A 20,137-nucleotide genomic window follows, 5' to 3' on the forward strand; every position below is an offset into this window, starting at 1 on the left:
GGCCTGGCGGGCCCCTGCCGCGGCGGTTCCACCGGCCGGCGACAGGGGCCAGGGTATCGGCTCGCGACGACGGTGATCGGTTCAGGGCCGGGGACGGGCCCCACGCCGCCGGCCCCGGGTCCCGGTGGCCCGGGCCTGGGAGGATCGTCGCGGTACGTCCGGTCCGGCGGCGGTCCGGTGGCGGTCCGGGCGGACCGGACGCACCTGCCGGCGGGCACCGGTGGGTACCCGCCGGGTGCGGCTACAGGTAGGGGCCGGAGCGGATGCCGCGGCCCGGGCCCGGCTCGTCCTCGTCCGACTCACCGCTGTGCAGACCGGGCGGCAGGGCCCGGCGCATCTGCTCCAGCTGGGCCCGCGCCGCCATCTGCTGCGCGAACAGGGCGGTCTGGATGCCGTGGAACAGGCCCTCCAGCCAGCCGACCAGCTGGGCCTGGGCGATCCGCAGCTCGGCCTCGGTCGGGATGGTGTCCTCGGTGAACGGGAGCGACAGCCGCTCCAGCTCGGCAACCAGCTCCGGGGCCAGCCCCAGTTCGAGCTCCTTGATCGAGCTCGCGTGGATGTCCTTCAGCCGAACCCGGCTCGCCTCGTCGAGGGGCGCCGCCCGGACCTCCTCCAGCAGCTGCTTGATCATGCTGCCGATGCGCATGACCTTGGCGGGCTGCTCGACCATCTCGGTCACCGGGAGCTCACGCGGCACGTCGCCCTCGTCGTCCCCGCCCCCGGCCGTGCCGGCGAACCCCTGGCCCACGGGCAGCCCGTCCGGTCCGACGATCAGCACCTTCTGGCCGTCCTGCGACTGCCCGCCGGCGGCCCGGAAGGGCTCCTGCGACGGGCGCTCGTTCATCGGATTCGTCATGAACAACATTCTCTCTCACTGGGGTTGGTCGGGCGGAAGCCCCCGGTCGTCCCGCCGTCCTGCGCCACCCGTGACGACGGTACGCCCCCGGTCGCCACACGGGAATCCGTACGGATACTCAGTTCCCGCGCCCCGGCCGCCGACCGCCCACCGCCCGCCCGCCGACCTCGCCCCGGCGCCGCCCGCACCGGGACGGCGCCCCGCACCCGCCGGAATCCGGGCCCCGCACCGGGCGCGCCGCGCCCGGAAGCCGTCCCGGATCCGCCCGCCCGGCCTCAGCGCCCGAGCCGCGGAACCGCCGCCTCCGCCCTCGCGCGGCAGAGCGCGCCGCGCCCGGAAGCGGCCCGGAACCCGCACGCCCGGCGGCGGCCCCCCGCGCCCCGGCCCCCGAACCGCGGCACCCGAACCGCGGCGCCCGCCTCGCGGGATGCGCGCCTCAGCCCTTGCGCAGCCGCAGGCCGACCAGCCCCAGGCCGCAGCCGATCAGTCCCAGGCCGACGCCCAGCGGCAGCTGGGTGGTGGAGGCGTCCTGCCAGTGGGCGGGGAAGATCGCGGGCACGGCGGCGACGGCCGCGACCGGCCGGGCGGCGGCCGCCGTGGCGGCCGGGTCCGTGGCGGCCGCATCACCGGGGGCCCCGCCGTCCGCGGCCTCCCCGTCGGCCTGCGACAGCTCGGCCTCCGCGCCCTGCTCCGGGGCCCGCTCGACGGCCTGGTCGGGGGCCTCCTCCGGAGCCTGCTCGACGGCCTGGTCGGTGGTCCGCTCCGGCGCCTGCTCGGGCTTCTGCTCGGGGGCCTGCTCCACGCCGGCGTCGGAACGCTCGGGCAGCGAGGCCGGGTGGTGCCGGTGGGCCCACGGAACGTCACCGTCCGGATGCGGGCGCGGCACCGGACGCCGCCGAAGCCCGGCCGCCGGCCCGGAGGTGCCCGGTTCGTCGCCCTGCCCGGCGCTCGCCATCACCTCCGGTGCGGGCGCGGCCTCCAGCGAGGGCAGCGCCTCCAGCGAGGGCAGCGCCGCCGACGAGGGCAGCGCCACCGCCGCCGAGGCGGCGGCCAGTGGGAGCGTGAGCCCCAGCACGACCCCCGCCAGCAGCCGCTGGGCACGGCCCGGGGAACGGCGGAAGCGGCGGGAAGTACGACGGTGGTGCGGCGCCACGGGCAGCGGCCCGAGGGATGCGTGCGGTGATGCGGCCACGGTCGGAGTCCTTCCGACGGCCGACGGCGCCCGGGGGCGGGATCGGCGGCGGGACTGCTCCGGACCAGATTCGCACGCGCCGACCGCTACGGCATTTCGGGCAATTCCTCACCCTCCCCGCCGCCCCCGACCGCCTCCCCACCGTCCCCGACCGCCTCCCCGCCGCCGGGTCGCCGCCCCGTCTCAGGCCCGCAGCACGACCTTCCCGACCTGCTCCCCGCGCTCCAGCACCCGGTGCGCCTCGGCCACGTCGGCCAGCGGCAGCACCCGGTCCACCACCGGCTTCACCACCCCGGACTCGACCAGCGGCCACACGTGCTCCCGCACCGCCGCCACGATCGCCGCCTTCTCCGCCAGCGGCCGCCCGCGCAGGTTGGTGGCGATCACCGCGCCGCGCTTGCGCAGCAGCGCGTTGAGGTCGAGCTCGCCCTTCACCCCGCCCTGGAGTCCGATGATCACCAGCCGCCCGTTGACCGCCAGCGCGTCCACGTTCCGCTGGAGGTACTTGGCGCCCATGATGTCCAGGATCACGTCCGCCCCGGCCCCGTCGGTGGCCTCCCGGAGCGCCTCGACGAAGTCCTGCTCGCGGTAGTCGATCAGGATGTCCGCGCCCAGCTCGGCGCAGCGCGCCAGCTTCTCCGGGCTGCCCGCGGTGACCGCGACCCGCGCGCCGATCGCCTTGGCCAGCTGGATCGCCATGGTCCCGATCCCGCTCGCGCCGCCGTGCAGCAGCACCGTCTCGCCGGGCCGCAGGTGCGCGGTGAGGAAGACGTTGGACCACACCGTGCAGGCGACCTCCGGCAACGCCGCGGCCTGCTCGACGGACAGCCCCGCGGGCAGCGGCAGCAGCTGCCCGGTGGGCACCGCGACCCGCTGGGCGTAGCCGCCGCCGGCCAGCAGCGCGCACACCCCGTCGCCGACCGCCCAGCCGGCCACCCCGGGCCCGAGCGCGACGATCCGCCCGGCGCACTCCAGCCCCGGGTAGGGCGAGGCGCCGGGCGGCGGGTTGTAGAAGCCCTGCCGCTGGAGCAGGTCGGCACGGTTGACGGCGGTGGCCGCCACCTCGACCAGGACCTCGCCCTCGGCGGGCACCGGATCGGGCACCTCGGCCCAGACCAGCGCCTCGGGACCACCGGGTTCGGGAATCGTCATCGCATGCATGTCCCGAACCTACTGCGGCCCCCGGCGGTTCCACGCCGTAACTCAGCCGGTCGGCGCGACTTCGCTGGACTTGATGACGATCACCCGGTCGGTGAGCTGGAGCACGGCGGCCTCCGGCTCGGTGTAGTTGAGCACCCGTCGGCCCCGGACCACCGCGACCACCAGGTCCGCGCACTCGCGCGGACTGTGCCCGGCCTCGGCCCGGGTGACCGGCCGCTCCACCACGTCCAGCCCGTTGCCGTACGTCAGCAGGTCCTCCATCACCGCCCCGGCGTGCGGACTGAGCATCGACAGCCCGAGCAGCCGGCCGGCCGAACTGGAGCTGGTCACCACGACGTCGGCGCCGCTCTGCCGCAGCAGCGGCGCGTTCTCGTCCTCCCGGACGGCGGCGACCACGGTGGCGGCCTTGTTCAGCTGCCGGGCCGTCAGCGTGATCAGCACGGCGGTGTCGTCCCGCTCCGGTGCGACCACCACCCGGGCGGCGGTGGGCAGCCCGGCGCGCACCAGGGTGTCGGTGCGGGTGGCGTCGCCGACCACCCCGACCAGGCCGTGCTGGGCGGCGTGGTCGATCACCTTGCGCTGCGGGTCGACGACGACGATCTCCTCCTTCTTCACCCCCTGTCCGAGCAGGGTGTCGACGGCGCTGCGGCCCTTCGTCCCGTAGCCGATGACGACGGTGTGCTCGCGCACGGTGGACCTCCAGCGGTTCAACCGCCATTGCAGGCGGGTCCGTTCGGTGAGCACCTCCAGGGTGGTGCCGACCAGGATGATCAGGAACACCACGCGCAGCGGGGTGATCACGAAGATGTTGGTGAGCCGGGCGCTGTCGCTGAACGGGGTGATGTCGCCGTACCCGGTGGTGGAGAGCGTCACCGTGGCGTAGTACGCCGCGTCCAGGAAGCTGAGCTCGCCGCCGGCGTTGTCGTGGTAGCCGGCCCGGTCGAGGTAGACGATGAACGAGGTGGCGACCAGGACGGCGAGCGCCAGCAGTAGCCGGGAGCCGACCTGCCGGACGGCGGGCGCGGCCCGGCGGGCGGGCAGCACGATCCCGGCGTCCGCCCACGGTTCCGTCCCCGGGGCCAGGTTGCGTCGAATCCTGCTCATGCGCCCGCCTCGCCGAATGTGCGGTTCTCGGTCGTTCCTGCGCTCCGCCCGCTCACGGCACCTCCAGGAGTTCGGCCGTCTCCCCCGCCGCCAGCCCGCCGGGCGGCACCACGGCCAGCGCCTCGGCCCGGGCCAGCCCGCGCAGCATCGCCGGCCCGTCGAAGGCCAGCGGCAGGACACCCTCGGCGGTCCGCCGGACCGGCTGGAGCCGGGTGTCCGTCCGGTGCCCGGGCAGGGCGGCCGCGGCCGGGGCGAGGGCGGGGGCGCCGGCGGTCCGGCCGCCGCGGGCGTGCAGCAGCGGCAGGGCGAGCGTGACCATCCCGGCGATGGCGGCCAGCGGGTTGCCCGGCAGGCCCACCAGGTGGCGGCCGCCGGGGAGTTCGGCCAGCAGCATGGGGTGGCCCGGCCGGACGGCGACGCCGTCCACCAGCAGCCGGGCGCCGACGTCGGCGAGCGCCCGGTGCAGGAAGTCGACCGGCCCGGCGGCCGTTCCGCCGGTGGTGACCACGAGGTCGGCGGTGGAGTGCCGCAGCGCGTCCCGGAGCAGCCCGAAGTCGTCGCGGACGTAGCCGACTTCGGCCGGATCCGCGCCGGAGGCCCGCAGCCAGGGCGGCAGCAGCGGCCCGAGCGCGTCCCGGACCAGGCCCGGCCCGGGCACCCCGGTGGTGAGCAACTCATCACCCAGGACGAGCAGTTGGACTTCAGGGCGGCGGTGGACCAGCAGCCGGTCGTGGCCGCAGGCGGCGGCCAGGCCGAGCACGGCCGGCCCGGCCGGGACGCCGGACGGCAGCAACTCCTCGCCGCGGCGGCACTCCTGGCCGCGCGGGCGGACGTCCTGTCCGGTGGTCAGCGGCTGCGGGCCGCGGTCGTGCAGCAGCGCGCCGTCTGTCCGCCCGTGCTCACGGCGCAGTACGGCGGTGGCGCCGGGCGGGAGTTGGGCGCCGGTGGCGATCTCCACGGCGGTGCCGTCGGCCAGCGGGGCCGGTTCGGTCCGTCCGGCCAGCACCCGGCCGGCGACCCGCCACGGGCCGGGACCGGCGACCGCCCAGCCGTCCATCGCGGAGGTGTCGAAGGCGGGCAGGTCGGTCAGCGCGCCGAGCGGCTCGGCGAGGGTGCGGCCGAGCGCCTCGGCCAGCGGAACCGGGACCCCGGGCAGCGGTGCCCGTCCGGCCCGGCGCGCGGTCTCGCGGGCCCGGGGCCAGCTCAGCACGCCGGGGCCGGTGGACGGTGCGGCCACGGTGGTGCGTCCGACCGCGTTCACGGCTCGCCCGGACGGTCGGCGGTGCCCCAGCCCTCGGCGAGCGCCTCGGTCCGCCGGGACGCCTCCGTGACGGCCTCCGCCCCGCCGCCCCGCTGGGCGGCCGCGTAGCCGATCAGGAAGGCGGTCAGCGGCGCGGCCGGCCGGGCCACTCCGTGCGCGACCACCCGGGCCGTGTCGAGCAGACCACGGACGTCGACGTCCAGGTCGATGCCCAGGTCGGCCTTGACCTCGGCGATCCAGTCATCCAGCGTGCGCTCCATGCGCCCATGCTGCCCGATCCGTGGTTCGCCGACGTGTTCGCCCCGTGTGCGGGGCGCGTCGTTTCGCTCACACGCCGGTGACGGATCCGGTGCGGGTCAGCCCCGGTCGCGCTCCCGGGCCTGCTCCAGGTCCTCCCAGGTGTCGCAGTCGTAGGCGACGTTGTCGGTGTCGGCGACCCGCAGCCGGGCCAGCCCGCCGACCAGGCGGCGCAGCGGCCGGCCGGCCGGATCGCCGAGGGCGGCCAGCGCGGCGCGCAGCGGGCCGGTGCGGTAGGCGGCGGCGAGCGGCTGGTCGCGGCCGCCCGCGTCGACCAGCACGGCGGCCTCCGCGGACGGGCCGGCCTCGTCGAGGGCGGCGGCCAGCCGTTCCACCGTCCGCCGGTCCAGGAAGGGCAGGTCGGCGGCGAGCAGCAGCACGACGTCCGCGGTGACCAGGTCCAGCCCGGCCGCGACGGCGGCCACCGGCCCGCCGCCGGGCGGCCGCTCCCTGGTCCAGTGGACGCCGCCGAGGGCGGTCGGCCGGGCCGGGCCGACCACGACGGCGGTACGGGCGCCCGCGCAGGCGGCGAGCACCCGGTCCAGCAGGGTGGTCTCGCCCACCGTCAGCCCGGGTTTGTCGGCCCCGCCGAGGCGCCGGGCGGCTCCGCCCGCCGGAACGATCACGTCGTACGGCGTCATGCGGCCAGTATCCGCCCTACTCCGCCGCGGGCGCGCCGCCCTCCGACTGCTCCGACCGCTCCGGCCCCTCCAGCCGCTCCGGCTCCTCCTCCGGCTCCGCGCGGGCGGTGTTGGCCGCCGCGCCCAGCTCCAGGAAGGACGGCAGGGTCAGCTCCCCGTACCGCTCGTTCATCGCCGTGACCAGCGCCTCCGGGTCGTCCGGGTGCTCGGCCAGCAGCCGGTCGAAGTCCTGGAGGTACTCGCCGGTGAAGGCCAGCACCCGGGCGGCGTCGTCGCCCTGGTCCGGGGCCCGGTGGCCGGCGATCACCCGGTCCGCGCCGAGGTCGGCGATCCGGCCCAGGTTGTGCCCCCAGGTGGTGCGCTGGGCCGGGGTGGTGTCGGCGGTCCAGACGTGGGTGCCGTTGTGGACGAAGTCCCCGGCGATCACGGTGCGGATGCTCGGCACGTGGACGACCGTGGAGTCCCCGCAGTCGGCCTGGCCGAGCAGCAGCACGGGGATCACCTGGCGGTCCAGCATCAGCGGCTGCGGCAGCAACGGGGCGGGGATCAGCGGGTGGTCCGGGATGTCGTCGCCGTACACCGGCTTCCACTGCGCGACCTTGGCGGCGACGGTGCGCCGGATGCCCTCGACCACGGCCGGGGCGGCCAGCAGCTGGGCGTCGGGGAAGAGCCGCAGCACCTCCTCGGCGCCGAAGTAGTGGTCCGGGTGCCGGTGGGTGACCACGACGGCGAGCAGCCGTCTGCCCTTGCCGGCGACCCACTCGGCCAGCTCCCGCCCGGCACTGCGGGTCAGCTGGGCGTCCACCAGGATCGCGGTCCGCTCGCCGAGGATCAGCGTGGAGGTGGCGAAGAAGGCCGACTCGGGGCCGGTGAAGACGGCGACCTCCAGCGGCCGGGCCGGCTGCCCGGGCTCCGGCGGCTCGGCACCCGCGGCCGGCCCGGGGGCCCCGGCGGGCCCACCGGAGGGGGCCGGCCCGGCCTGGGCACGCTCCGCGCCGGGGCTCTCCTCGGGCGGGGACGTCGTCACGGGCTGCTCCCTCTGGTCGGCGGTCGGATGTCCTGCGCCCTACAGCATGGGAGCACCGGCGGCCGAATGCGCGGAAGGCGCGCCCGGCGGGGCGCGCCTCGGCTCCACGTCACACCGCGCTCCGGGAGGCCTGTTCCCGGGCCCCTCGGGCGGCCCGCGCCGGCGCCCTGATCGACCCGACGTCCCCCGGCCGTGCGGAGGGACCTGTCCCCCGGACATGCGGAAGGGCCCGCCCACCGGCTGCGGCGGACGGGCCCTTCGGCAGGAGGGGGGGAGGTCGGTCAGCGCTTCGAGGCGCCGCCGCTCAGCCGGGCCAGCCGGTCGGTGAGGCCCCAGGTGGTCACCCGCCACAGCGCCTCGACCACGATGTTGCGGCTCATCTTGGACGCCCCGAGCTCGCGCTCGACGAAGGTGATCGGCACCTCGGCGACCTTGAACCCGGCCTTCACCGTGCGCCAGGCCAGGTCGACCTGGAAGCAGTACCCGGCCGAGGCGACCTCGTCCATGCCCAGGCCCAGCAGGGTCTCCTTGCGGAACGCCCGGTAGCCGCCGGTGACGTCCCGGATCGGCACGCCCAGCATCAGCCGCGAGTAGGTCGAGCCGCCGCGCGAGAGCAGCAGCCGCGACTTCGGCCAGTTCACGACCCGGCCGCCCGGCACCCAGCGCGAGCCCAGCACCAGGTCGGCGCCGCGCAGCGCGCCCAGCAGCCGGTCCAGCTCCTCGGGCTGGTGCGAGCCGTCCGCGTCCATCTCGACCAGGACGTCGTAGCCGTTGTCGATGCCCCAGCGGAAGCCCGCGAGGTAGGCGGCGCCGAGGCCCTCCTTGCCCTTGCGGTGCATGACGTGCACGTGCTCGTCCTCGACGGCCAGCTTGTCGGCCAGCTCGCCGGTGCCGTCGGGGCTGTTGTCGTCGGCGACCAGCACGTGCGCCTCGGGCACGGCGGCACGGACCCGGCCGACGATCCGCTCGACGTTCTCCGCCTCGTTGTAGGTCGGGATGATCACCAGGACCTTGCCGAGATCAGCAAAACTCTGCTGGTTCACGGTCACGTACAAACCTCTCGGCCGATGGCGGGGGTCTCGGAACACCGGCGCCCGCACTCTGGAACGCGGCTCCGCCGGCAACCCGCCGGGGAGGACCCCGGTGGCGAACTGCGCGCAGGGCGGAGGCTACTGCGTCCTGGCATCCTACTACCGCGCGGGAACCGCCGGTCCGACCGTGGCACTCCCACCCGGTGCCCGCCGTTTCCCCGTGGGTGACACCGGTCGGCTAGGGTCGTTTCCCTTGCCCGTGCCCGGACCGCCCGCTCCGCCGGGCCCGCCCCGGCGATCCGGCACAGCCGCCAGACAGCGAAGGAGTAGGACCGCGCGCATGGACAGGCTCGTCAACACCGTCCGCCCGTACGCCTGGGGGTCGCACACCGCCCTGCCCGAGCTCCTCGGGCAGCGGCCGACCGGCGAACCGCAGGCCGAGCTGTGGATGGGCGCCCACCCCGGCGCCCCGTCGCGCGCCGACCGCGGCGAGGGCCCGCGCCGGCTGGACGAGCTGATCGCGGCCGACCCCGAGGGCGAACTGGGCGCCGCGAGCGTCGCCAGGTTCGGCCCGACCCTGCCGTTCCTCTTCAAGATCCTGGCCGCGGGCATCCCGCTGTCCATCCAGGCCCACCCCACCCTCGACCAGGCCCGGGCCGGCTTCGCCGCCGAGAACGCCCTCGGGATCCCCCTGGACGCCCCCGAGCGCAACTACCGGGACGCCAACCACAAGCCCGAAATGGTCTGCGCGCTGGGCGATTTCGAGGGCCTGTGCGGCTTCCGCCGGCCCGCCGGGGCGGCCCGGCTGCTGACCGGGCTCGCGGTGCCCGGGCTCGCCCCCGTGATCGAGCGGCTGACCGCCGGTGGGGGCACCTCCCGGCCGAAGTCCGGGGGAGAGTCCGAGGCGCTGCGCGGCGCCCTGACCGCCGCCCTCGCCCTGGACGGGGAGACCGTCCGGCGGACCGTCGAGGTGCTGGCGACGACCGACCCGGACGGGGAGTACGCCCCGTACGCGCGGATCGCGAAGGACTTCCCGGACGACCGCGGCGTGATCGCCGGCATGCTGCTCAACCACGTCCGGCTGCGGGCCGGCCAGGCGCTCTACCTGGGCGCCGGGGTGCCGCACGCCTACCTGTCCGGCGTCTGCGTCGAGCTCCAGGCCAACTCCGACAACGTGCTGCGGGCCGGCCTCACCCCCAAGCACATCGACGTGCCGGAGCTGCTGGAGGTCGTCGTCTTCGAGGCCGGCGCCCCCGAGCTGCTGGAACCGGCCCCCGTCCCGGGCACCCCGGGCGAGGAGCTCTACCCCGTCCCGATCGACGAGTTCCGGCTCTCCCGCTTCGTCCTGAACGGCGACGGCGTGGGTGCCGACGGCGACGGGCACGAGATCGACGGCCGCACCCCGCAGATCCTGCTCTGCACCGAGGGCGGCGCCCGCCTGACCGCCGCCGACGGCACCGTCCTGGACCTGGCCCGCGGCCAGTCCGCCTTCCTCCCCGCCACCGGCGCCCCGACCCGCCTCTCCGGCATCGGCACCGGCACCGGCAGCACACTCTTCCGCGCCACCGTCACCGTCTGACGCCGCCGTCCGACCACCCCGCCCGGGGCTCAGTCCCGGGTCATGTCGACGAAGCGCGAGTAGTGGCCCTGGAAGGCCACGGTGATGGTCGCGGTCGGACCGTTACGGTGCTTGGCGACGATCAGGTCGGCCTCGCCCGCGCGCGGGGACTCCTTCTCGTAGGCGTCCTCGCGGTGCAGCAGGATGACCATGTCGGCGTCCTGCTCGATCGAGCCGGACTCACGGAGGTCCGAGACCATCGGCCGCTTGTCGGTGCGCTGCTCGGGGCCACGGTTCAGCTGGGACAGCGCGATGACCGGGACTTCCAGCTCCTTGGCCAGCAGCTTGAGGTTACGGGACATGTCCGAGACCTCCTGCTGACGGTTCTCGGCCCGCCGGGAGCCGCCGGACTGCATCAGCTGGAGGTAGTCGATGACGATCAGCTTGATGTCGTTGCGCTGCTTCAGCCGGCGGCACTTGGCGCGGATCTCCATCATCGACAGGTTCGGCGAGTCGTCGATGAACAGCGGCGCCTCGCTGACGTCGGGCATCCGGCGGGCGACGCGCGTCCAGTCGTCGTCCGTCATGTTCCCGGAGCGCATGTGGTGCAGCGCCACCCGGGCCTCGGCGGAGAGCAGGCGCATGGCGATCTCGTTGCGGCCCATTTCGAGCGAGAAGATCACGCTCGGCAGCTTGTGGTGGATCGAGCAGGCCCGCGCGAAGTCCAGCGCGAGGGTGGACTTGCCCATCGCGGGGCGGGCCGCGATGACGATCATCTGGCCCGGGTGCAGCCCGTTGGTGAGCTGGTCGAAGTCGGCGAAGCCGGTCGGCACGCCGGACATCTGGCCCTGGCGGGAGCCGATCGCCTCGATCTCGTCGAGGGCGCCCTCCATGATGTCGGCGAGCGGGGCGTAGTCCTCGTTGGTGCGCTGCTCGGTGACGGCGTAGATCTGCGCCTGGGCGGCGTTGACGATCTCGTCCACGTCGCCCTCGGCCGCGTAGCCCATGCCGGCGATCCTGGTGCCCGCCTCGACCAGCCGGCGCAGGACGGCGCGCTCGTTGACGATCTGGGCGTAGTACTCGGCGTTGGCGGCGGTCGGGACGGAGTTGACCAGGGTGTGCAGGTAGGAGGCGCCGCCGACGCGCTGGAGCTCGCCGCGCTTGGTCAGCTCGCCGGCCACGGTGATCGGGTCGGCCGGCTCGCCGCGGGCGTAGAGGTCGAGGATCGCGCCGTGGATCATCTCGTGCGCGGGCCGGTAGTAGTCGGCCGGCTTGAGCACCTCGACCACGTCGGCGATGGCGTCCTTGGAGAGCAGCATGCCGCCCAGGACGGACTTCTCGGCGTCCAGGTCCTGCGGGGGGACGCGCTCGAAGCCCTCCGCCCCGCCGCCGCCGTCGCCCTCGTCCCGGCGCTGCCAGCCGCCCTCCGGCCGCCCGCCCTTGCCGTCCTTCTGGAAGCCGTCCTTCTGGAAGCCGCCCTTCTGGAAGCCACCCTTCTGAAAGCCGTCGCGGCCACCGCCCTGACGCCCCTCGCCGCGGCCGCGCGAGACCGGCAGCCGGTCCCCCGGGCCGTCCGGGAAGGGCGCGTCGTCGTAGGCGCCGACCGGGAAGGGGTCCTCGGCGGTCGGCCAGTCCTCCTCCGGCGGCGGGGCGTCGTGGTCGTCGTACTGGGGGCCGGTCACGCGTGTTCCCCGATCAGCGAGTGGTGCGAAGTGGAGCGGGCTTGCCGGTGGCTGGGTGGAGCGGGATCCGCTCCTCTTTGTACGCCACGGCTCCGACAAATCGGACGCCTGGGCGGCGGGAGTGTCGGGCGGAGGGCCCACGCTAAAGCGCCGGACGCCCTTGCGCCAAGGCGGTTATCCACAGGGGGTGTGGATGACGGGCCCTCTCCTGTGGAGAACTACCGCAAAGCTGTGGACACCCCTGTGGACGTCCCTGTGGATAACCGGACGATCTATCCACCGTCAACCTGCTGACCTGGGATTACCTCATCCCGGGCCTGTGCATGAGAAATTCTTCACACACCTCCGAACGGCTGTGGGCACAGAGCGGGCGAACCGCGCCGCTCAAGATTTCGAGTAATGGTCACCAGGCACTTACATCCATTACCTGTGGATGAGTAGCCTGGAGCCCATGACCGCTTCGCCCCCGACCCCGGCCCCCTCGCGACGCCGGCACGACCGGGAGATCCTCGCCCTGGCCGTCCCGGCCTTCGGCGCGCTCGTCGCCGAACCGCTCTTCCTGATGGCCGACTCGGCGATCGTCGGGCACCTCGGCACCCCCCAGCTGGCCGGGGTGGGCGTCGCCTCCGCCGCGCTGTCCACCGCGACCGGCGTGTTCGTCTTCCTCGCCTACGCCACCACCGCGGCCGTCGCCCGCCGGATCGGCGCCGGGGACCGCCGGGGCGCCGTGCAGCAGGGCATCGACGGCATCTGGCTCGCCCTGGGCCTGGCCGTCCCGGTGGTCCTCCTCACCCTGCTGCTGGCCCCCTGGGCGGCCGACGCGCTGGGCGCCTCGGCGACCGCCGCACCGCACGCCGTGACCTACCTGCGGATCAGCTCCCTGGGCATCCCGGCGATGCTCATGGTGCTGGCCGCCACCGGGGTGCTGCGCGGCCTCCAGGACACCCGCACGCCGCTGGTGGTGGCCGTCGCGGGCTTCGCCGCCAACATCGGCCTGAACGCCGGCCTGGTGTACGGCGCCGGGCTCGGGGTGGCCGGTTCGGCCTGGGGCACCGTGCTCGCCCAGACCGGGATGGCCGCCGCCTACCTGGTCGTGGTGGTCCGCGGTGCCCGCCGGGAGGGGGCCTCGCTGCGGCCGGACACGGCGGGCATCCGGGCCAGTGCCAGGGCCGGCGGCCCGCTGCTGGTCCGGACGGTCAGCCTGCGCGCGGTGCTGATGACCGCCACCGCGGTGGCCGCCCGGCTCGGCGACGACCAGGTGGCCGCCCACCAGATCACCATGGCGCTGTTCAACTTCCTGGCCTTCGCGCTGGACGCCATCGCGATCGCCGGCCAGGCCATCATCGGCCGCTACCTGGGCGCCTCGGACGCCCCCGGCGCCCGGGCCGCCACCCGGCGGATGGTCGAGTGGGGCATCGTCTCCGGCCTGGTGCTCGGCCTGCTGGTGGTGATCGCCCGCCCGCTGTACGTCCCGCTGTTCACGCCCGATCCGGCCGTCCGGGCCCAGCTGGACACCGCCCTGCTGCTGCTCGCGCTCACCCAGCCGGTGGCCGGCCTGGTCTTCGTGCTGGACGGCGTGCTGATGGGCGCCGGTGACGGCCCCTACCTGGCCTGGGCCGGACTCGCCACCCTGGCGGTGTTCGTCCCGGTGGCCCTGGCCGTCCCGGCCACCGGTACCGGACTGGCCGGGCTCTGGTGGGCGATGAACCTGTTCATGCTGCTGCGGGCCGGCTTCCTGGCCTGGCGCGCCCGCGGCGGCAAGTGGCTGGTCACCGGAGCGGTGCGCGGCTGAAACGTTTCGTGGCGTGGCGCCGCCGCCGGGAGCTCCGCCCGGCACCCGCCCCGGAAAAGACCGAGGGCCGGACTCCCGGAGGAGTCCGGCCCTCGGGCCTTCGCTACGGAGCTCAGGCAGCCACGACGGCGACGTCGAGGTTGGCCACGACGTCCGAGTGCAGCTTGACCGAGACCTTGTGGGAGCCCACGGTCTTGATCGGCGAGGCGATCGCGACGGCGCGCTTGTCCACCGCCGGGCCGCCGGCGGCCTTGATGGCCTCGACGACGTCGGCCTGGGTCACCGAGCCGAACAGACGGCCGGCGTCGCCCGAGCGGACGGCCAGCTTGACCTGGACGCCCTCGAGCTGACCCTTGACCTCGTTGGCGGCCTCAAGGGTCTGGATCGCGTGGATCTTCCGGGCGCGACGGATGGCGTCGACGTCCTTCTGACCGCCCTTGGTCCAGCGGATGGCGTAGCCACGCGGGACCAGGTAGTTGCGGGCGTAGCCGTCCTTGACCTCGACGACCTCGCCGGCGGAGCCGAGACCCGGCACCTCGTGCGTGAGGATGATCTTCATTACTTGGTCACCCTCTCTTAGCGCGCGGTGCTGGTGTAGGGCAGCAGCGCCATCTCACGGCTGTTCTTCACGGCCGTGGCGACGTCACGCTGGTGCTGGGTGCAGTTGCCGGTCACCCGGCGGGCACGGATCTTGCCGCGGTCGGAGATGTACTTCCGCAGCAGGTTCGTGTCCTTGTAGTCAACGTAGTTGACCTTGTCCTTGCAGAAGACGCAAACCTTCTTCTTCGGCTTGCGAGCAGGCGGCTTCGCCATTGTGTGCTCCATTTGGGGTTCACGGCCCGGCGGGCGTCCGGGGACGCCGGCGGCCGGGCCGCACGAAATCTGTCAGCTCTTAGAACGGGGGCTCTTCCGAGAAACCGCCGCCACCACCACCGGACGGGGCACCCCAGCCGCCGCCCTGGTTTCCACCGGACGGGGCGCTGGAGGCCCAGGGGTCGTCGGAGGGGCCGGACTGGCCGCCGCCGGAGTTTCCACCCCAGCTGCCGCCACCCTGCTGGCCGCCACCGCCGCCGCCCCAGCCGCCACCGCCCTGGCCGCCGCCCTGCTGGCCGCCGAAGCCGCCACCGGGGCCGCCGGACCGGTTGGCCCGGGTGACCTTGGCGGTCGCCGAGCGCAGGCTCGGACCGACCTCGTCGACCTCGACCTCGAAGACCGTCCGCTTCTCGCCTTCCTTGGTCTCGTAAGACCGCTGGCGCAGTCGGCCCTGCACGATGACGCGCATGCCGCGCTGCAGCGACTCGGCCACGTTCTCCGCCGGCTGACGCCAGACGTTGCACGTGAGGAAGAGGCTCTCGCCGTCCTTCCACTCGTTCGTCTGACGGTCGAAGGTGCGGGGGGTGGACGCGATGCGGAACTTCGCGACCGCCGCACCCGACGGGGTGAAGCGCAGCTCGGGGTCGTCGACGAGATTGCCGACGAGGGTGATGACGGTCTCGCCTGCCATGGTGGTGATGACCTCTCGGGAAGATGTCCGTTCACCGCTGTTTCACGTGAAACAACGGTCGCGAGCTACCCGAGACCCGAAGGCCTCAGAGGTGGCTCAGTGGGTGTCCGGGCGCAGGACCTTGGTCCGCAGAACCGACTCGCTCAGGCCCAGCTGGCGGTCGAGCTCCTTGACGACCTCAGGCGTGGCCTTGAGGTCGATGACCGAGTAGATGCCCTCGGACTGCTTGTTGATCTCGTAAGCCAGACGGCGGCGACCCCAGGTGTCGACCTTCTCCACCTTGCCACCCGCGTTGCGGACGACAGCGAGGAAGCTCTCGATCAGGGGGGAGACAGCGCGCTCCTCGACCGAGGGGTCGAGGATGACCATCAGCTCGTAGTGACGCATGAGTAACCCACCTCCTTTGGACTCAGCGGCCACGGTCTCTCCGTGGCAGGAGGGTTGTGCGTAGCGTCGGCACCGGAGCAGTGACGACTCCGGCCCACCGTAGCGGCCGGGTCGGACAGTCGGCCCCCGCTCCGCCCGGAAGCGGGTGTCGCCCGGAAGAGGGCGCAAAGGGGGCACAACTACACCAGTGCAGACGGCACAGCCTACCTGCACCCGGACGGCCGAACAAAACGCATAGGGGTTGTGAGAGCGCCCCAAGCACCGCAATCTGGACGGAACGGGATCCCTGCCCGTTCGTCTCCACGCCAGGAGGTGGGACCCATGGCCCAGTCCGTCCACCGCATGCCCGCCCTCACGCTGAACACCGACGGCCACCCGCACCCCCGCGAGAACACCCTGGTGGGCATCACCGCCCTGCTGGGCGTGATCGCGTTCACCACCTCGTTCTTCCACAACCTGCACCTGCTGACCTCGTGGACCGGCCTGTTCGGCATCGTCACCGGCCTGTGGGGCATGTTCGTCTCGGTCACCACGGCCGAGCGCTTCGTCCTGATGGTCTCGCTGGGCGCCGCCGCGCTCGGCTTCTACCTCGGCATCGCCCGCGGCGGCCTCTGGGGCTGAACCCCCGCACCCGCCGCCTCCCCCGCGCCCGCCCCCGCTGGGACCGAGCCCACAGGGCCCGCCCGGAACCCTCGCCGCCCCCGTCGCGTATCTGCAGAGGAGACAGGTACCCGGCGGGGGCGCCGTCGTGCCCACCACGACGGCCGCCCGAGCCCCGGACGATAAGGTCAGCCCGAGAACCTGGGGCCACCGCAGCCCGACCGACGAGGAGCACCGAGCAATGAGCCTGCGCCTGAGGACGATCACCCGCGAGGAGCACCTCGCCTTCATCAGGAGCCGCGCCTCGGCCAGCCACATGCAGGTGCCGTCGTGGGGCGACGTGAAGGCCGAGTGGCGGTCCGAGTCGATCGGCTGGTTCGACGAGGCCAACCAGCTCGTCGGCGCCGGCCTGGTCCTCTACCGCCAGCTGCCCAAGCTCAAGCGCTACCTCGCCTACCTGCCCGAGGGCCCGGTCATCGACTGGTTCGACCGCGACCTCGACCGCTGGCTCTCCCCGATGCTGGCGCACCTCAAGTCGCAGGGCGCGTTCTCGGTGAAGATGGGCCCGCCGGTGGTCATCCGCCGCTGGAACGCCCCCACCATCAAGGAGGCCATCGCCGCCAAGCAGGCCAAGCGGCTGCGCGACGTCGAGGCCGACTGGTACGAGGCGCGCGCCTTCGAGGTGGCCGACCGGCTGCGCAAGGCCGGCTGGCTCCAGGGCGAGGACGGCGGCGCGGGCTTCGGCGACGTCCAGCCCCGCTACGTCTTCCAGGTGCCGCTGGCCAACCGCTCGCTGGACGACATCCAGAAGGGCTTCAACCAGCTCTGGCGCCGCAACATCAAGAAGGCCGAGAAGAGCGGCGTCGAGGTCGTCCAGGGCGGCTACGACGACCTGCCGATCTTCCACCAGCTCTACCTGGTCACCGCCGAGCGCGACAAGTTCACCCCGCGCCCGCTGGCCTACTTCCAGCGGATGTGGAAGGCCCTCGTGGCCGAGGACCCGAACCGCATGCGGCTCTACATCGCCTACCACGAGGGCGAGCCGCTGGCCGCCACCACGATGCTGGTGGTCGGCGAGCACGTCTGGTACTCCTACGGCGCCTCGGCCAACCACAAGCGCGAGGTCAAGCCGTCCAACGCCATCCAGTGGCGGATGATGCGCGACTCCTACGCCCTCGGCGGCGGGGTGTACGACCTGCGCGGCATCAGTGACACCCTGGACGAGGATGACCACCTGTTCGGTCTGATCCAGTTCAAGGTCGGCACCGGCGGCCAGGCGGCCGAGTACCTCGGCGAGTGGGACTTCCCGCTCAACAAGCTGCTGCACAAGGCCCTCGACCTCTACATGTCCCGCCGCTGAGGAGGCTGACCCGATGACGCTGTCGCTCTACCTCGACACCGAACGCTGGCGCACCCACCAGCGCTCCGTCCTCGCCGAGTTCCCCGGCCTGGTGCCGGTCGCCAAGGGGAACGGCTACGGCCTGGGCAACCACCGGCTGGCCGAGGAGGCGACGCTGCTGGGCACCGGGGTGCTCGCCGTCGGTACCGCGTACGAGGCGGCCGACGCCGCCGAGTGGTACGGCGGCGAGCTGCTGGTGCTCACCCCGTACCGGGTCGGCGAGGAGGTGCTGCCGCTGCCGCACGCCCGGGTGATCCGGACGGTGGCCAGCGTGGAGGCGCTGCGGACGCTGCACGGCGCCCGGGTGGTGCTGGAGTGCATGACCACCATGCGCCGGCACGGCGTGAGCGCGGCCGACCTGAGCACCGTCGCCGCCGAGCTGGAGGGCGTCTCCTTCGAGGGCCTGGCACTGCACCTGCCGATGGACCGGCCGGACGGCTCCAGCCCGGTCGAGGAGGTCGCGTACTGGGTGGACACCGCCCGGGCCGCCGGCATCCCGGTGCACACCGTGTTCGTCAGCCACCTCGGCGCGGCCGGCATGGACCAGCTGGCCCAGCGCTACCCGCAGACGGTCTTCCGGGCCCGGATCGGCACCCGGCTCTGGCTGGGCGACCACGCCGCGCTGGAGGTCCGGGCCACCGTCCTGGACGTGACCCCGCTGCAGAAGGGCGAGCGCTACGGCTACCGCCAGCACCCGGCGCCCGCCGACGGCCACATCCTGGTGGTCGCCGGCGGCACCGCGCACGGCATCGGCCTGGAGGCGCCCAAGTACCTCCAGAGCATGGGCGCGCGGGCCAAGGGCATCGCCCGGGCCGGCCTGGCGACCGTCAACAAGACCAAGTCGCCGTTCCACTGGGCCGGCAAGCAGCTGTGGTTCGCCGAGCCGCCGCACATGCAGGTCTCGCTGCTGTTCCTGGACGGGGAGACCAAGCCCCCGGCGATCGGCGAGGAGCTCGGTCTCCAGGTCCGGCACACCACCACGCACTTCGACCGCGTGGTGGACCGCTGAGCTACGGCCTCTCGGCCGGCTCCGGCAGTTCGCGCTCGTCGAGCCACTGCCCGGGGCCGGCCGGCGCGTACGCGGCGTAGCTCTCCTCCTCGCGCAGCCGGCGGGCGGTGCCCAGCACGGACACGTCCGGGGCGTGGTCCAGCACCCCGCCGGAGGGGTCGTCGCTGCCGTCCCAGCGGACCGGGTCGTGGTCCGGGTGGAGGACGTCGCGGACCACCAGGACGACCAGGTAGAGCGTGCCCAGCAGGTGCAGCCCGATCGCGAAGTGGTACCAGCCCTCGCCGATCCCATGCTGCTTGGAGCCGGTGACCAGGGCCAGGTGGGACCAGATGCCCAGGGCGTAGAGCACCTCGCAGGCCTGCCAGATCAGGAAGTCCCGCCAGCGCGGCCTGGCCAGCACCGCGAGCGGCAGCAGCCAGAGCGCGTACTGCGGCGAGTACACCTTGTTGACCAGCACGAACAGCGCGACCACCAGGAAGGCCAGCTGGGCGAAGCGCGGCCGGCGCGGCGCGGAGAAGCCGAGCCACGCTATGGCCAGGCAGCCCAGCACCATCAGCACGCCGATGTAGACGTCGAGGGCGGCCAGTCCGGCGCCGCGGCGCTGCATCAGGATCAGCCAGAACGAGCCGTAGTCCTCGCCGCGGTGCTTGCTGAACACGTAGAAGGTCGACCAGCCCCGCCAGTTGGCCAGCATGATCGGCAGGTTGACCACCAGCCAGGCACCGACCGCGCCGCCCAGCATCACCCGGAACTCGCGCCACCGGCCGGCCCGCCAGCAGAGCACCAGCAGCGGGCCGATCAGCAGCAGCGGATAGAGCTTGGCCGCGGTGGCCAGGCCGATGAAGACGCCGGCCCAGCCCGGCCGGGCACCGGCCCACCAGGCCATCGCCACGGCGGCCAGGGCGACCGCGAGCAGGTCCCAGTTGACGGTGCCGTTGAGCAGCAGGACCGGGGCGAGCGCGAACAGCAGCGCGTCCCAGGGACGGCGCCGGTGGGTGCGCGAGAGCGCCACCGCGGCGACCACCGCGCAGGCCATCAGCATCCCGGCGTTGATCGCCCAGAACCACTGCTCCTGGCTCTGCTGGTCCCCGCCGCCGGGCGTCAGCCAGGCCGCGACCTGCATGAACAGGCCGGTCAGCACCGGGTACTCCAGGTACTGGAGGTCGCCCGAGGAACCGGGGACGCGGTCCACGTACGGGTGCAGCCCGGCCGCGAAGCCGCGCCCGGAGAACAGGTGCGGGATGTCGCTGTAGCAGGCGTGGATGTACTGCGGCGAGCCCGGCTGGAACCAGGCCTGCTCGTAGCAGGGCAGCTTCTGCACCATGCCGAGCACCGACACCACGATCACCGCGAGCGCCAGGAAGCGCGCCGGGATCCACCAGGAGACGCCGAGCAGCGCCCGGCGGCCCGGGGGCCCGCCGAACACCTCGCTGCCGGCCGCCGCCACCGGGTCCTCGTCGGCCGGGACGACCACGGTGTTGACCGCTGGCGCGGCCGTGGCGACGGCTGCCGGGAGGGGCCCTGCGGCGGCGCCGGACCCGACCGGGCCGGCGGTTTCGTCACGATCGCTCGACGTCATGCCGGACATCCTGCCGCACCGGTCCCGCCGGGACGAGGAGGACCCCGCAACGGGTCC

Annotated in this window: 18 protein-coding genes and 1 pseudogene; 5 read left to right on the plus strand and 14 right to left on the minus strand. The window is 73.9% G+C overall.

Annotated features, from left to right (window positions below; all coding sequences use genetic code 11):
* Window positions 1-241 precede the first annotated feature (241 nt).
* From ACFWP2_RS20230 to ACFWP2_RS20265, 8 genes and pseudogenes are all read right to left on the minus strand, one after another.
* Complete coding sequence (locus ACFWP2_RS20230; RefSeq protein WP_380453305.1) at window positions 242-844, minus strand: bacterial proteasome activator family protein; 603 nt, start codon at window positions 842-844, stop codon at window positions 242-244.
* A 448-nt stretch (window positions 845-1,292) separates the two neighbouring features.
* Window positions 1,293-2,048: a hypothetical protein gene (locus ACFWP2_RS20235; RefSeq protein ID WP_380453169.1), complete on the minus strand. Its 756-nt coding sequence runs from the start codon at window positions 2,046-2,048 to the stop codon at window positions 1,293-1,295.
* Between the two features lie 183 nt (window positions 2,049-2,231).
* Entirely contained in the window at window positions 2,232-3,209 is a 978-nt protein-coding gene (locus tag ACFWP2_RS20240) for an NAD(P)H-quinone oxidoreductase (RefSeq protein WP_380453174.1), read from the minus strand.
* A gap of 42 nt (window positions 3,210-3,251) precedes the next feature.
* Complete coding sequence (locus ACFWP2_RS20245; RefSeq protein ID WP_380453176.1) at window positions 3,252-4,313, minus strand: potassium channel family protein; 1,062 nt, start codon at window positions 4,311-4,313, stop codon at window positions 3,252-3,254.
* 52 nt (window positions 4,314-4,365) lie between these two features.
* A complete protein-coding gene (locus ACFWP2_RS20250) occupies window positions 4,366-5,574 on the minus strand; it encodes a molybdopterin molybdotransferase MoeA (protein WP_380453178.1) in 1,209 nt (402 codons plus the stop codon).
* Window positions 5,571-6,512, minus strand: a pseudogene (locus tag ACFWP2_RS20255) (NTP transferase domain-containing protein). Before ACFWP2_RS20255 ends, ACFWP2_RS20250 begins: the two are co-directional and overlap by 4 nt.
* 16 nt (window positions 6,513-6,528) lie before the next feature.
* Window positions 6,529-7,539, minus strand: a complete 1,011-nt coding sequence (locus tag ACFWP2_RS20260) for an MBL fold metallo-hydrolase (RefSeq protein WP_380453181.1) — start codon at window positions 7,537-7,539, stop codon at window positions 6,529-6,531.
* Between the two features lie 281 nt (window positions 7,540-7,820).
* Window positions 7,821-8,588, minus strand: a complete 768-nt coding sequence (locus ACFWP2_RS20265; RefSeq protein ID WP_380453183.1) for a polyprenol monophosphomannose synthase — start codon at window positions 8,586-8,588, stop codon at window positions 7,821-7,823.
* 322 nt (window positions 8,589-8,910) lie between these two features.
* On the opposite strand from ACFWP2_RS20265, the gene manA reads away from it, so the two are divergent.
* Window positions 8,911-10,149, plus strand: coding sequence for a mannose-6-phosphate isomerase, class I (gene manA, locus ACFWP2_RS20270; protein ID WP_380453185.1), 1,239 nt, complete (start codon window positions 8,911-8,913; stop codon window positions 10,147-10,149).
* A 29-nt stretch (window positions 10,150-10,178) separates the two neighbouring features.
* On the opposite strand, the gene dnaB is transcribed toward manA, so the two are convergent.
* Window positions 10,179-11,684 carry a replicative DNA helicase gene (dnaB, locus tag ACFWP2_RS20275; protein WP_380453307.1) on the minus strand — a complete coding sequence of 502 codons (1,506 nt, stop codon included), beginning with the start codon at window positions 11,682-11,684 and terminating at the stop codon, window positions 10,179-10,181.
* Between the two features lie 577 nt (window positions 11,685-12,261).
* Between dnaB and ACFWP2_RS20280 the strand changes: the two genes are divergently transcribed.
* Window positions 12,262-13,602, plus strand: coding sequence for an MATE family efflux transporter (locus tag ACFWP2_RS20280; protein WP_380453187.1), 1,341 nt, complete (start codon window positions 12,262-12,264; stop codon window positions 13,600-13,602).
* Window positions 13,603-13,714: 112 nt separating this feature from the next.
* Here the strand turns inward: ACFWP2_RS20280 and rplI are convergent, their stop codons facing one another.
* The 4 genes from rplI to rpsF all read right to left on the minus strand — a co-directional run bounded on the left by rplI (window position 13,715) and on the right by rpsF (window position 15,493).
* Window positions 13,715-14,161, minus strand: coding sequence for a 50S ribosomal protein L9 (rplI, locus tag ACFWP2_RS20285; protein ID WP_359822975.1), 447 nt, complete (start codon window positions 14,159-14,161; stop codon window positions 13,715-13,717).
* A gap of 17 nt (window positions 14,162-14,178) precedes the next feature.
* A complete protein-coding gene (gene rpsR / locus ACFWP2_RS20290) occupies window positions 14,179-14,415 on the minus strand; it encodes a 30S ribosomal protein S18 (protein ID WP_030059640.1) in 237 nt (78 codons plus the stop codon).
* Window positions 14,416-14,494: 79 nt separating this feature from the next.
* Window positions 14,495-15,106 (minus strand): single-stranded DNA-binding protein, encoded by a 612-nt coding sequence (locus ACFWP2_RS20295; protein WP_380453190.1) that lies wholly within the window; start codon window positions 15,104-15,106, stop codon window positions 14,495-14,497.
* Window positions 15,107-15,202: 96 nt separating this feature from the next.
* Window positions 15,203-15,493 carry a 30S ribosomal protein S6 gene (rpsF, locus tag ACFWP2_RS20300; protein WP_188298654.1) on the minus strand — a complete coding sequence of 97 codons (291 nt, stop codon included), beginning with the start codon at window positions 15,491-15,493 and terminating at the stop codon, window positions 15,203-15,205.
* 321 nt (window positions 15,494-15,814) lie between these two features.
* On the opposite strand from rpsF, the gene ACFWP2_RS20305 reads away from it, so the two are divergent.
* The 3 genes from ACFWP2_RS20305 to ACFWP2_RS20315 all read left to right on the plus strand — a co-directional run bounded on the left by ACFWP2_RS20305 (window position 15,815) and on the right by ACFWP2_RS20315 (window position 18,501).
* On the plus strand, window positions 15,815-16,114 hold the full coding sequence (locus ACFWP2_RS20305) for a hypothetical protein (protein WP_360349265.1): 300 nt from the start codon (window positions 15,815-15,817) through the stop codon (window positions 16,112-16,114).
* A gap of 220 nt (window positions 16,115-16,334) precedes the next feature.
* Entirely contained in the window at window positions 16,335-17,453 is a 1,119-nt protein-coding gene (locus ACFWP2_RS20310; protein WP_380453193.1) for a lipid II:glycine glycyltransferase FemX, read from the plus strand.
* A gap of 13 nt (window positions 17,454-17,466) precedes the next feature.
* Complete coding sequence (locus ACFWP2_RS20315; RefSeq protein WP_380453195.1) at window positions 17,467-18,501, plus strand: alanine racemase; 1,035 nt, start codon at window positions 17,467-17,469, stop codon at window positions 18,499-18,501.
* A 1-nt stretch (window position 18,502) separates the two neighbouring features.
* Here the strand turns inward: ACFWP2_RS20315 and ACFWP2_RS20320 are convergent, their stop codons facing one another.
* Window positions 18,503-20,080, minus strand: coding sequence for a glycosyltransferase family 87 protein (locus ACFWP2_RS20320; RefSeq protein WP_380453197.1), 1,578 nt, complete (start codon window positions 20,078-20,080; stop codon window positions 18,503-18,505).
* Between the last annotated feature and the right edge of the window lie 57 nt (window positions 20,081-20,137).

The organism is Kitasatospora sp. NPDC058444 (assembly GCF_042721415.1).
Classification (GTDB): Bacteria; Actinomycetota; Actinomycetes; order Streptomycetales; family Streptomycetaceae; genus Kitasatospora.